Origin of the sequence: Yersinia alsatica, assembly GCF_025133195.1 — a bacterium.
GTDB lineage: Bacteria > Pseudomonadota > Gammaproteobacteria > Enterobacterales > Enterobacteriaceae > Yersinia > Yersinia alsatica.
Genome location: NZ_CP104006.1, coordinates 1,538,389 through 1,551,308 on the forward strand (window position 1 = coordinate 1,538,389; position 12,920 = coordinate 1,551,308).

Consider the following 12,920-nt stretch of genomic DNA (forward strand, 5'->3'; position numbering starts at 1 on the left):
CTTGGGGTGACAGTGCTGCTGCATCTTCGTGCATTTGCCTCTAAAAAGTGCGCGCAATCTGTGCTTTTCCCTCACTCCGGTACCGTTTTTCATTACATAAAGTGCGGGTATTCCTGCCAATTAGCGGGTGCCTGTAATGTGGTACAAACCTTGCTTGAGCCGTAGACCGTACTATTACTGGCAAATGGCAGGGATAAGGTATGTCACAGGCGAAACAGGCTCCGGAGTTAAAACGTACATTAGGTAGTTTTCAGTTATGGGGTATTGCCGTCGGGTTGGTTATTTCCGGCGAGTATTTTGGCTGGAGTTATGGCTGGGCGCAGGCGGGAACGCTGGGGTTCCTGTTTACCGCGTTGGGCGTGGCGGCCATGTATACGGCGTTTATTTTTAGCTTTACCGAGTTAACCACCTCCATTCCTCATGCCGGGGGGCCATTTGCTTATGCCCACCGCGCTTTTGGCCCTACCGGCGGCTTTATTGCCGGCCTCGCAACATTAATCGAGTTTGTCTTTGCACCACCGGCAATTGCGATGGCAATTGGCGCCTATATTAATGTGCAGTTTCCGGCAATTGACCCTAAATGGGTCGCTGTTGGGGCTTATCTGGTATTTATGTCACTGAATATTCTGGGTGTCAGCATCGCGGCAACATTTGAATTATCAGTGACGGTACTGGCGATTTTTGAATTGTTGGTCTTTATGGGCGTGGTGGCTCCCGGTTTTGAAGCCAGCAACTTTGTTAAAGGTGGCTGGGCGGGGGCAGATACTTTCAGTCTGAGTTCAATGTCAGGTATTTTTGCCGCTATCCCTTTTGCTATTTGGTTCTTTCTGGCCATTGAAGGGGCTTCGATGGCGGCTGAAGAAGCCAAAGATCCGCAACGAACCATTCCACGCGCCTTTATCTGCGGCATTCTGACCTTAGTGGTGCTGGCGCTCGGTGTGATGGTGTTTGCTGGTGGAGTCGGTGACTGGACGAAGCTCTCCAATATTAATGACCCACTGCCACAGGCCATGAAAATTATTGTCGGCAGTGACAGTGGTTGGCTGCATATGTTGGTCTGGCTGGGGTTATTCGGCCTGATTGCTTCTTTCCATGGCATTATTATGGGGTATTCGCGCCAGATTTTTGCTCTGGCCCGTGCCGGGTATCTACCGAAACCCTTGGCGAAAGTTAATCGGCGTTTCCGTACTCCGCATCTGGCGATTCTGGCCGGTGGTGTGGTGGGGATTGCCGCCATTTTCTCTGACTCGCTTATCGTGATTGGCGGTATGCCACTGACGGCAAATATCGTCACTATGTCAGTGTTTGGTGCCATCGTGATGTATATCACCTCGATGTTGTCGCTATTTAAACTCAGGCAAACTGAGCCACGATTGACTCGCCCGTTCTCGGCGCCTCTCTATCCCTTTGCTCCCGCACTGGCATTGATTCTTGCGGTGGTCTGTTTGGTGGCAATGATCTATTACAACCCGCTATTGGCGCTGATATTCGCTGGAATGATGTTGGTCGGTTATATTTACTTCCGTCTGACCCATCGTTCGCGCGCAGCCGCTGCATTCGATCCACAGCTTAGTGGTGCCGAATGACATGGCGAGAGTGACCTCATTATATTCAGGCTGCTTCGGCGGCCTGCTGAACTAAGGGACGCGTTATGTACCAGACAACATTGAGCCATCGTCGCTATCACTTCGGTGATTTGCGCGATTTAATGGCGAAAGCTTCACCCGCGCGCTCGGGGGATTATCTGGCAGGTGTTGCAGCAGATAGCGCTGAAGAGCGTATGGCGGCTCGCATGGCCCTGGCCGATTTGCCGTTAAAAACCTTTTTACAGCAAATGCTAATCCCCTATGAGCAGGATGAAGTCACGCGACTGATTATTGACACGCACTCCCTACAGGCTTTTTCCCCCATAGCGCACCTGACGGTTGGCGACTTTCGTGATTGGCTGCTCAGCGATCAAACAGACACGGTGATGCTGGCGCAAGTGAGCGCAGGTATCACCCCGGAAATGGCGGCGGCGGTGAGTAAAATCATGCGCAATCAGGATTTGATTCTGGTGGCGAAGAAATGCAGTGTGATTACCCGATTTCGCAACACGATTGGCCTTCCTGGTCATTTAAGTGTGCGGTTGCAACCTAATCATCCCACCGACAGTTTGCAGGGGATTGCGGCCAGTATGCTTGATGGGCTGCTGTATGGCAGCGGCGATGCGGTGATTGGCATCAATCCGGCCAGTGACAGTTTGCCGCTGTTGGAAAAGCTAAATTACATGCTGGACGATGTCATCAGCCGCTTTGAGATCCCAACCCAATCTTGCGTACTGACCCATATTACTAACACCCTTAAATTGATTGAACGTGGTGCGCCGGTTGATCTGGTCTTTCAATCTATTGCGGGCAGCGAAGCCGCTAATGCCGGTTTTGGCATCAATCTCGCCTTAATTGAAGAAGCACAACTTGCGGCTCTGAGCCTTAAACGTGGCACGGTGGGCAACAATGTGATGTATTTCGAAACTGGGCAAGGCAGCTGTCTTTCAGGTAATGCCCATTTTGGTGTGGATCAGCAAACCTGTGAAGCCCGAGCCTATGCCATTGCGCGCCGGTTTTCTCCATTATTGACCAATACTGTGGTCGGTTTTATCGGGCCGGAATATCTCTATGATGGCAAACAGATTATCCGTGCCGGTTTAGAAGACCATTTTTGCGGCAAACTGCTGGGGGTTCCGCTAGGTTGTGATGTCTGCTACACCAATCACGCCGAAGCAGATCAGGATGACATGGATACCTTACTGACCTTGCTAGGAACGGCCGGATTAACCTTTATGATGGGCATCCCGGGTGCCGATGACATTATGCTGAATTATCAAAGCACATCGTTTCATGATGCTTTGTATATCCGCCAACTGCTCGGCTTGAAACATGCCCCTGAGTTTGGCCTGTGGCTGGAGAAAATGAATATTATGGATGCCAGTGGGCGCTTACGTGATACCGCGATGAATCATCCATTACTGGCTCAGTTACCGCAGTTGGAGGTCTCTCGATGAGTGCTGATAATGACCTGTTGCATCCTAATCCGTGGCAGGCTTTACGCCAGTTTACCGCGGCTCGTATTGCACTTGGCCGTACCGGGGCAAGTTTGCCGACCCACGAGTTACTAAAATTTGGTTTAGCTCATGCGCAAGCACGCGACGCGGTACATCAGCCCTTTATCAGTGAAGATCTTGCCAGTCAGTTGGCTGATTTAGGATTAACCTCCATCACGGTGAACAGTGCTGCGCCGGAGCGTTCCACCTATTTACGCCGCCCGGATCTGGGGCGGAAATTGTCGCCACAAAGTCGTGAGCAACTGTGCGCATGGCCTGATAAGCAAGCTGATGTTTTGTTGGTGATTGGCGATGGCTTATCGTCCAAAGCGGTGCATCGTCAGGCAATCCCTCTGGTCGCGGCCCTACTGCCATATTTACAGACATTAGGTTTATCACTCGCTCCGGTGGTATTGGCTCATCAGTCCAGAGTGGCGTTGGGTGATGATGCGGGGGAATGCTTGCAGGCCAAGGCGGTGGTCATTTTGATTGGTGAAAGGCCGGGGCTCTCTTCTCCAGATAGTCTAGGGATTTATATGACTTGGGGGCCGAATACCCAGCGGCTGGAGTCTGAGCGCAACTGTATTTCCAATATCCGACCAGAAGGGCTGGATTATCCTCAGGCGGCTTTTAAGCTGGCATGGCTGTTAGAGCAATCTTTCCAGCGCCGTTTATCCGGGGTGCAGCTTAAGGATGAGAGTGATAACCCAGCATTACACGGGTGTGTAAGCCCCACTTATGTTACTGAAATCAACAGTAGCATATCACGCTGATTTTCCTTATATAAATGGCTGTTAAAACTCCTTTCGTCGGCCTTTTGCTGCTATCAAACATGCATTTTTGATGATATTACGTTAATCTATCTAATGATTGCAGGCTGAGCCATCCTACAAATCCCTCGTTTTACAACTATTCTTATAAATATCTCACGAAATTTGAATTTCTAACGGTATTGCTGCGCGTCATCATTTTCATGCTTTATGCAGTGGAGCTATTAAGAACATAAGGAAGAAAAAATGGGACTACGAAGAAAGAACGTTAAACCTATGCAAATCAATGACATTACGATAATTGATGATACTAAACTGAAGAAGGCTATTACCGCTGCGGCGCTAGGCAACGCCATGGAGTGGTTCGACTTTGGGGTGTATGGTTTTGTCGCATTTGCACTGGGCCAGGTATTTTTCCCCGGTGCCGATCCCGGTATTCAGATGATCGCTGCATTGGCGACCTTTTCCGTTCCTTTTTTGGTTCGGCCTCTGGGTGGCTTATTCTTTGGGGCACTGGGTGATAAATATGGACGACAGAAAGTCCTATCCGTCACCATTATTATTATGTCGGTCAGTACCTTCTGTATTGGCTTGATCCCTTCTTATGCCTCGATTGGTATTTGGGCACCTATCTTACTGTTATTGGCAAAATTGGCGCAGGGCTTCTCTGTCGGGGGCGAATATACCGGCGCAGCAATTTTTGTTGCTGAGTATTCACCAGATAGAAAACGTGGCTTCCTTGGCAGTTGGCTGGATTTTGGCTCCATTGCCGGTTTTGTGCTTGGTGCTGGGGTGGTGGTACTGATTTCCAGTATTGTGGGCGAGGCCAGCTTCCTTGAGTGGGGGTGGCGTATTCCATTCTTTGTTGCTGCCCCACTGGGACTAATCGGGATTTATCTGCGTCATGCGCTTGAAGAGACTCCCACTTTTCAACAGCATGTGGACAAGATGGACAGTGACTCGCGCCATAGCATTGCCCAGCCGCCTAAGGTCTCTTTCCGCGAAATTTTAACCAAACAGTGGAAGAACCTGACTATCTGTGTCGGCATGGTGATTGCCACTAATGTCACTTATTACATGCTGCTGACTTACATGCCAAGCTATCTGTCACATAGCCTGCATTATTCTGAAGATCACGGTGTATTAATCATTATTGCCATCATGCTGGGTATGTTATTTGTCCAGCCAGTGATGGGGTTAATGAGCGACAGATTTGGCCGTAAACCTTTTGTTATTTGCGGCAGTATCGGCTTGTTTATTCTCGCCATTCCTAGCTTTATTCTGATTAACAGCGGCATTATTGGTTTGATATTTTGTGGTTTATTGATCCTGGCGATTTTACTTAACTGCTTTACCGGTGTGGCGGCGTCGATATTACCGGCGATGTTCCCAACTCATATTCGCTACAGTGCGCTAGCCATTGCTTTTAATATCTCGGTGCTGATCGCCGGCCTGACACCGACAGCGGCGGCATGGCTGGTAGAAACCACTCAAAATCTGTTTATGCCCGCTTATTACTTGATGGTCGTGGCAGTGATTGGCCTGGTGACGGGCGTATTTATGAAAGAAACGGCCAATAAGCCACTGAAAGGGGCGACGCCTGCTGCTTCAGACCGGGCAGAAGCCAAAGAGATATTGCAGGAGCACCATGACAATATTGAACAGAATATTGAGGATATCGATCAGCAAATTGCCGAACTTGAGAAAAAGAGAAAGAACTTGATTGCACAGCACCCTGATATTAATTAAGGCGTACTGTGGGTCATATCACGGTTTCGATTTGATTTAGATCAAGAAAAACCAAATATATACAATGGGTTACCTTTCTATTCAAATCTCTCTTTGACCCTCCCCTATGGGGAGGGTTTACATTTATCCTTCTCATTGGCATTGCTGCCAACCGGCCACCCAATGACGTTGGGTAAAAATTTTTGACAGGAAACCATGACCGTGAAAAAGACATTTGCTTCGACTGTCCGACTGGCCATTGTTGCTTTAGCCGCAGTGACTTTCAGCCATTTTGCCTTGGCACAATCCACTGCCGCCGCAGAAACAGAGTTTCTAACGCAACATGGTTTAGCTGGGAAAACCACTGAGCAGATGATCGAGACTATTGATCAATCCAAGCAACCACGCCCTTTGCCCTATTCAGCTTCAGTCACTGGGAGTGAATTGAAATTATCTGATGGGCAGCAGCAGTATTCTTTCCCGCTGGGTGATAAGTTTTATCTCTCTTTTGCCCCTTATATAAACCAAACCCACCCCTGCTTTAATCACAGTTTATCGGGTTGCCGTGGCGAGCTGGCAAATACTACATTCGATGTAAAGATTACTGATAATACCGGCAAAGTAATCATGCAGGATAAGCTCACCAGCTATCAAAATGGTTTCGTCGGAGTTTGGTTACCACGTAATACCGAAGGGACGATTGAAGTCAGTTACCAAGGCCTTAAAGCGCTATCACCTTTTGCCACGCAAGCGGAAAGTCAAACCTGCATGACGACATTGCAACTGAAAAAATAAGCCGTAGAATTTGTGTTAACTTGAACGGGGATTGCACATAAATAGCGGGGGTTGGCAGTGATCAGAAAAAAGGTGGTTATCGTCATTGATATGCAAAACGGTGTTTTTGCTCATCCCCGCTTTGATCGTACAGGTCGAGTCGCGCGTATTAATCAGCTGATAGACCATGCTGATCAGGTTATTTTTATTCAGCATATCGAAGGTGAAATGGCTGAAGGCAGTGAATTGTGGCAAATATTACCGCAACTGCACCGCCCAGAAAGTGCAATTTCAGTTAATAAAACTGCCTGTGACTCGTTTTATCGCACGCCGCTCGAGAGTGTTATTACCCAACTGGGAACGACCCATCTGACAATCTGTGGTTGTGCTACAGATTACTGCGTTGATACCACTGTCAAAATTGCTGCCAGCAAAGGTTATGCCCTGACCATCGCAGCAGATGCTCATACCACGGCGAATCGGCAGCATGTCACCGCTGAGCAGCTTATCGCCCAACATAATGAAGTTTGGTCAGAACTGAGCATTCCGGGCAATAGCATCGCCGTTAAATCCACAGCGCAAATTCTTGCCGATTGGGCAGTGTAACATTTGGGTTTATATTTCGAATTTATGACATTCTTAGTTTATTAATCTCACTTTTTATTACTTCTCAATTTTAAATCCACATTCATATCTAGGATGTGGATTTTAATATTGCACTGATTTCTATTTACTACGAAATTAAATTGACGCTTTCTGTTTTTTGTTATAAAAAATTGAATATAAAAATATTATATTATTCATTAAGTTAGTGAAGAATTTTTGTTTGTCGGGTTTATTCGTTTTCCATCCCGTTAGTTATTTTTCCCCACGGCATATCACCACTCTATCTATCGCGACAGGGAGTCACGCGTATTTCCTGTCCGTTTTGGCTATGGCCTCTTTAAAGGGAAAGGACAGGATATGTCAGCAGTTGAACCGCAGGAAAATCGACAAACCGGGATACTTAACACCATTGAGCGCATCGGCAATGCAATGCCCGATATCACCATGCTTTTTATCTATGCTTTGGGAGTGTGCTGGGCGCTCTCCTTTGCATTGTCCTTTATCAATTTTGATTATTATCACCCATTGACCGGTGACCAAATCAAAGTGACCAATATGTTGGCACCGGTTGAACTGGTGACCTTTATTACTACCATGGTCAAAAACTTTATTAACTTCCCACCACTGGCGATCACCATTGTTGCCACTCTGGGGATTGGTATTGCTGAAGGCAGTGGCTTTATTCAGGTGATGCTGAAGAAGATGCTAAATGTCACTCCACAGCGCATTCTGACCCCGGCGGTTATCTTCATTGGTGTGGTTAGCCATGTTGCCTCCGATTCGGCTTACGTCATCTTAATGCCAGTATCAGCCATGATGTTTTATGCCAGCGGCCGCCATCCACTCGCCGGTATTGCGGCCGCATTTGCCGGGTTGGCCGGTGGATTCTCTGCCAGTTACACCCCGTCGATTATCGACCCCATCATGCAGGGATTCACTCAGGGTGCAGCACATATTATTGACCCGAGTTATAACGTCAATGTGTTGTGTAACTACTTCCTTAGCTTTGGCAGCACCTTTGCAGTTATTCTGGTGTGCTGGTTTATTACCGAGAAAATCGTTGAACCGCGCTTGGTTAAATCGATGCCATTGAATGACGATCTCAGTGTGCTGCACAACAGTGATGAGCTACAAAAAGTCACGCCGCAACAGAGTAAAGCGTTCAAAAAGGCCGGTTTGACCATGTTATTGATGCTAATTGGTCTGGCGGCGGCACTGTACCCGGAGAACTCATTATTGCGTTCGCCAGAGGGCAGCCTAACTCGCCCTGATGCGCCAATTATGCAGGCGATTGTGCCACTGCTATTCTTTATGTTTGCTATTCCCGGCCTGATTTATGGCTTCAGTTCTGGCACTTTTAAAAGCACCAAAGACGTCACCAGCAGCATGGAGAATATTACCAAGTCATTGGTCTCGTTTTTAGTATTCAGCTTCTTTTGTGCGCAGTTCTTATATTCATTTAGCCATTCTAATATTGGTACCTTGCTGGCAATTTCAGGGGCTGATTTCTTACGGACTCTGGCGATGCCTGCTGGCTTCACGATTATGGGGGTGATTTTACTGTCCTGTGCGCTGGACATCATTATTACTTCAGCTTCATCAAAATGGTCGATTTTGGCGCCGGTATTGGTGCCGATGCTGATGGCTGTTGGCATTTCGCCGGAATTGACTCAAGCCAGTTTCCGTGTCAGTTCCACGGTAAATATCTCGACACCAATGTTTGCTTTCTATCCATTGATCATCATGTATTGCCGCCAGTATTGCACTAAAACTGGGGTCGGAACACTCTGCGCCATGATGCTGCCTTATACCCTCGGGCTGACCATTGTGCTGACCCTGATGCTCTATTTGTTCTGGGGATTAGGCATTCCGCTGGGGTTCCAGAGTGGGTATACCTATCCGGCGGGTAATTAATACCTTGGGTATTTGGCGCGGTAGCGGTGCTGGCCATCGGGCTACCACGCCAATCACTTTGGGGCTAGTTTCTAAAAAGAATTCATAAGGAAGAAAAAATGACAATCGCACTCTCAGAACAACTGACGCAACGCTTTTTCCGCTATTTGGCGGTGAGTAGCCAGAGTGATGCGGCCTCGACCACCCTGCCGAGCACCGCCGGGCAGCATAAAATGGCGCAAATGCTAGCCGAAGATCTGCACCAATTGGGGCTGGCAGATATCGTCATTGATCAACATGCAACGGTCACCGCGCGTAAACCCGGCACCCAACCTACAGCGCCACGCATTGGTTTTATCACCCACATTGATACTGTTGATGTTGGTTTGTCGCCAGATATCCACCCGCAGCGGCTGCGTTTTACCGGTAGTGATTTGTGCCTAAATGCGCAGCAGGGTATTTATCTGCGCACCGCTGAACACCCAGAAATCCTGCGTTATCAGGGTGAAGAGATTATTTTTAGTGATGGAACCAGTGTGCTGGGGGCCGATAATAAAGCGGCGGTGACGGTGGTGATGACATTGCTGGAAAATCTCAGTGCAGATGATCAACACGGCGATATCCTGGTGGCGTTTGTCCCGGATGAGGAAATTGGCTTGCGCGGTGCCAAGGCACTGGATCTCGCGCGCTTTGATGTCGATTTTGCTTACACCATCGATTGCTGTGAACTGGGCGAAGTGGTGTATGAGAACTTCAATGCCGCTGCGGCTGAGATTGATATTGTCGGGGTGACGGCGCATCCCATGTCTGCCAAAAATGTGCTGATCAATCCCATCCGTGTTGCTTATGACATTATCAGCGAGTTTGACCCGCAACAGACACCAGAGCACACCGAAGGGCGGGAAGGCTATGTCTGGTTCACCGATATGGTGGCGAATCCCAACCAAGCCAAGCTTAAAATTGCGATTCGCGATTTTGATAATGTTTCATTTGCAGCCCGTAAAGCCTCAATTGGCGAGGCGGTAGCCAAGATCTCGGCGCAATATCCACGGGCGAAAATAACCTATTCAGTGACGGATGTTTACAGCAATATCAGTAACTCGATTGGTGAAGATAAGCGGGCCATTGAGCTGATTTTCTCTGCGATGGCACAGTTGGGTATTGAGCCTAAGGTGATTCCGATGCGCGGCGGTACTGATGGTGCGGCGTTATCCACTCAGGGCTTGCTGACACCGAATTACTTCACTGGGGCGCATAATTTCCATTCGCCATTTGAATTCTTGCCTATCAGCTCCTTTGTAAAATCGTATGAATTGACGCGGGCGATCTGTTTGTTAGCGGCGAAATAATCTATCAGGGGAGGGCATTACGCTCTCCCCATATCGACTTAATCCAATGCTTCTTCCTGCACTTCCAACACATGATAAGCAGTTGAACAGAATAGTGAATTCAAGCGTTTCATATCACCCAACAGCCCCATATGCAGGCTGCTGGTTTCAATGCTCTGAACGTTTTGCTGATGCAAGCGTTCGACGTGAGCATGAGAGTAACGGCGGTTTAGCAAACGGAAACGATGCTTGGCACGACGTAGGCGCTTGGCGTTATTGATATCACGGGATAAAAATACCGACATACCTAAATCCAGATTGGTCACTAGCCGGGCATGCAGGGTATTTAGTTCCTCAAATCCTTCGGCTGAAAATGGCTTGCGTGCATTGAGTGACTTAGCGGCGACATCCGACGTCATGCGGCCAATAATATCGCCTGCCTGTTGGAGGTTAACTGCGGTATCAATAATCTCAGCCCAGCGCCGCGAGTCAATTTCACCTAATTCATCTTGCTGAATTTGCGCTAAATACAGCTTAATGGCGCTGTACAGCATATCGACTTCATCTTCCAGCAAGCTGACTTCATGTTTTTGCTGCTTATTGCCTTCCAGTACTTCTTTAAAGCGCAATAGCATTTGCTCCAGCACATCCCCCATGCGCAGGGTTTCGCGCACGGCATTGGCTAATGCCAGTGATGGGGTATCAATTGCCGTAATATCAAGGTAGTGCGGTGCTGCGGGCGGGACGACGCTGCTATCATCACTGACTAACCGGCTACAGATGCGCGCCATCACTTCAACCAATGGCAGCATCAGCAAACAGCGCAGCAGGTTATAGAAAACATGGAAGTAAATGACCACTTCGGCTGCCGGTAAGTTATGCCCGAACAACCATTTCCCTAACACGTTGATCCAGGGAATGACCAAAATACAGCCGATAATTTTAAACAGTAAGCTCCCCAGCACCACTTGCCGGGAAACAGCATTCTGCCCACGGCTGCTGATCAGCGCCAGAAAACCGCTGCCCAGATTTGACCCAACCACAATGCAAAGGGCGATATTCAGTGGGACTAAACCGGTGGCGGCAAGCGTGGCGGTCAGTAACACCGCAGCCAGACTGGAATAGCTGATCATGGCGAATAGCGCCCCAATCAACAGTGCCAGAATGGTATCCCCGGTCAGGGAGGAGAAAATGGCCTGGACGGCAGTGGCCTGAGTGATTGGCCCGGCGGCTGTTACAATCAATTGCAGCGCCAGAATAATCAAGCCAAGGCCGATGCACACCCGACCCATCTGCCCGATACGCGCTTTACGTTGCCCGAGGAAGACAATTACCCCGCCGAGAATCAGTAAGGGTGACAGCCAGGAGAGATCAAAGGTGAGCACCCGTGCCATCAGCGCGGTCCCGACATCAGCCCCGAGCATAATTACCAGTGCCGGTGATAAGGAAATCAGCCCCTGCGATACAAACGAGATAACCAGCAGCGCCGTGGCATTACTGCTCTGCACCAGCGCAGTAACACCAATCCCAGCAACAAATGCGGTCGGTTTTTTCTGGATGCTGGCACTCAGCACCCGGCGCAAATCGGCACCATAAACCCGCATAATACCTGTGCGGACGATGTGTGTTCCCCACACCAGTAGGGCAACGGAAGAAAGCAGATGAAGCAGTGTCAGCATGTGAGTTTGGGAATCCCCTTATTATTTAAAGGTACAGTGTCGGAGGCTGCCCACCGACCTGTACCTGGAAATCTAGTGGGTATAATGACTCAGCGATTGATAGATGGTAGCCAAGAGTTTTTTATTATCAACCGTTTGCAATATTTTTACTGGTTTCCCCTGTGGTGCCGGGATACCAATATCTAAACGTAGATTCTCCGGGCTAAAACGCAAGGTCATTCCGCGAGTCAATGCCCCTTCGAGTGCGACATCGATATAATCGCGGGTGGTGGTCACGATGCTTTTATCCAGTAACCAGGCGACCACCAATGCATCATGAACCCAGCAGCCCGGTAGTTGGCGGGTTTGCATCGAGTAACTGATCCACGGGCGGAGAGTCTCGACCAGATAACGGCTCAGTGGTGAGTCAATCAGGGCAATCTTATCTAAATCCTGATGCACCATTTGCGTCTGGGTCGTGACATCCAAAGGGGCCAGCGTAATGTTGGCTCCGCTGGTCAGTACCACATGGGCGGCTTCGGGATCGATCCCAAAATTAGTGTCTTTAAGATAGCCATCGACATTAAATACCCCACCCATGATAGCAATTTCTGCCACCGATGACGCCAGTTGTGGATAAAGTTGCATTGCATGGGCGATATTGGTCAGTGGACCAATCGCCACCAAGGTTATCTCCCCGGGGTTATTACAGATTAATTCACCTATAGCATGGGCCGCTAATGGTGCGCTGGAGGGGACAATTTGTGGTTGCGGAGTCTGTTGCCAAAGTGCAGTTAATCCGCTTCTGGCGGCGCTATTATCCAACTTATCGCGCCAGAGTGCGGCCGGTTCAACCAATGCCTGTGAAGCGCCCCGAACGATTGGGATGGTTAATCCCAGACGGGTCAGCAAATCATGGGCAACAGAGAATCCAACTTCGCTTGGGGTATTACCCGCCACGATAGTGATAAGTTCTAACTCAATTTCCGGTGCAGCGATGGCCAGTGCTAAGGCAAGTCCATCATCGACATTGGCGCCGGGTACGCCATTTCCTGGGTCACAATCAATAATTAAACGCATA

10 protein-coding genes are annotated in these 12,920 nt (G+C 48.9%); 8 read left to right on the top strand and 2 right to left on the bottom strand.

The annotated features are described in order from the left end of the window. The first annotated feature begins 200 nt into the window (after positions 1 to 200). From eat to pepT, 8 genes are all read left to right on the top strand, one after another. The gene (eat, locus tag N0H69_RS06730; protein WP_050150851.1) at positions 201 to 1,586 is read left to right on the top strand and encodes an ethanolamine permease; all 1,386 of its coding nucleotides are present in this window, start codon (positions 201 to 203) and stop codon (positions 1,584 to 1,586) included. A gap of 65 nt (positions 1,587 to 1,651) precedes the next feature. After that, on the top strand, positions 1,652 to 3,043 hold the full coding sequence (locus N0H69_RS06735) for an ethanolamine ammonia-lyase subunit EutB (protein ID WP_050108473.1): 1,392 nt from the start codon (positions 1,652 to 1,654) through the stop codon (positions 3,041 to 3,043). Further along, a complete protein-coding gene (eutC, locus tag N0H69_RS06740) occupies positions 3,040 to 3,855 on the top strand; it encodes an ethanolamine ammonia-lyase subunit EutC (protein WP_050150853.1) in 816 nt (271 codons plus the stop codon). Before N0H69_RS06735 ends, eutC begins: the two co-directional genes overlap by 4 nt. A gap of 243 nt (positions 3,856 to 4,098) precedes the next feature. Then, complete coding sequence (proP, locus tag N0H69_RS06745; protein ID WP_050108470.1) at positions 4,099 to 5,601, top strand: glycine betaine/L-proline transporter ProP; 1,503 nt, start codon at positions 4,099 to 4,101, stop codon at positions 5,599 to 5,601. Between the two features lie 201 nt (positions 5,602 to 5,802). Beyond that, positions 5,803 to 6,375, top strand: coding sequence for a copper-binding periplasmic metallochaperone CueP (cueP, locus tag N0H69_RS06750; protein ID WP_050150950.1), 573 nt, complete (start codon positions 5,803 to 5,805; stop codon positions 6,373 to 6,375). A gap of 57 nt (positions 6,376 to 6,432) precedes the next feature. Then, complete coding sequence (locus tag N0H69_RS06755; RefSeq protein WP_072077440.1) at positions 6,433 to 6,960, top strand: isochorismatase family protein; 528 nt, start codon at positions 6,433 to 6,435, stop codon at positions 6,958 to 6,960. Between the two features lie 357 nt (positions 6,961 to 7,317). After that, positions 7,318 to 8,874: an AbgT family transporter gene (locus tag N0H69_RS06760; RefSeq protein WP_050147400.1), complete on the top strand. Its 1,557-nt coding sequence runs from the start codon at positions 7,318 to 7,320 to the stop codon at positions 8,872 to 8,874. Positions 8,875 to 8,972: 98 nt separating this feature from the next. Continuing rightward, positions 8,973 to 10,202, top strand: a complete 1,230-nt coding sequence (gene pepT, locus N0H69_RS06765) for a peptidase T (RefSeq protein ID WP_050150855.1) — start codon at positions 8,973 to 8,975, stop codon at positions 10,200 to 10,202. A gap of 38 nt (positions 10,203 to 10,240) precedes the next feature. Here pepT and N0H69_RS06770 read toward each other — a convergent pair whose 3' ends face one another. Together N0H69_RS06770 and N0H69_RS06775 are read right to left on the bottom strand one after the other, a co-directional pair. Beyond that, positions 10,241 to 11,860 (bottom strand): Na/Pi cotransporter family protein, encoded by a 1,620-nt coding sequence (locus N0H69_RS06770; protein WP_050150857.1) that lies wholly within the window; start codon positions 11,858 to 11,860, stop codon positions 10,241 to 10,243. Positions 11,861 to 11,932: 72 nt separating this feature from the next. Continuing rightward, complete coding sequence (locus N0H69_RS06775) at positions 11,933 to 12,919, bottom strand: nucleoside hydrolase (protein WP_050150859.1); 987 nt, start codon at positions 12,917 to 12,919, stop codon at positions 11,933 to 11,935. Between the last annotated feature and the right edge of the window lies 1 nt (position 12,920).

Coding starts and splice junctions, on each gene's coding strand:
- N0H69_RS06760 (WP_050147400.1), top strand. CDS start 7,318: ATGTCAGCAGTTGAACCGCAGGAAAATCGACAAACCGGGATACTTAAC.
- proP (WP_050108470.1), top strand. CDS start 4,099: ATGGGACTACGAAGAAAGAACGTTAAACCTATGCAAATCAATGACATT.
- eutC (WP_050150853.1), top strand. CDS start 3,040: ATGAGTGCTGATAATGACCTGTTGCATCCTAATCCGTGGCAGGCTTTA.
- eat (WP_050150851.1), top strand. CDS start 201: ATGTCACAGGCGAAACAGGCTCCGGAGTTAAAACGTACATTAGGTAGT.
- N0H69_RS06775 (WP_050150859.1), bottom strand. CDS start 12,919: ATGCGTTTAATTATTGATTGTGACCCAGGAAATGGCGTACCCGGCGCC.
- N0H69_RS06770 (WP_050150857.1), bottom strand. CDS start 11,860: ATGCTGACACTGCTTCATCTGCTTTCTTCCGTTGCCCTACTGGTGTGG.
- pepT (WP_050150855.1), top strand. CDS start 8,973: ATGACAATCGCACTCTCAGAACAACTGACGCAACGCTTTTTCCGCTAT.
- N0H69_RS06735 (WP_050108473.1), top strand. CDS start 1,652: ATGTACCAGACAACATTGAGCCATCGTCGCTATCACTTCGGTGATTTG.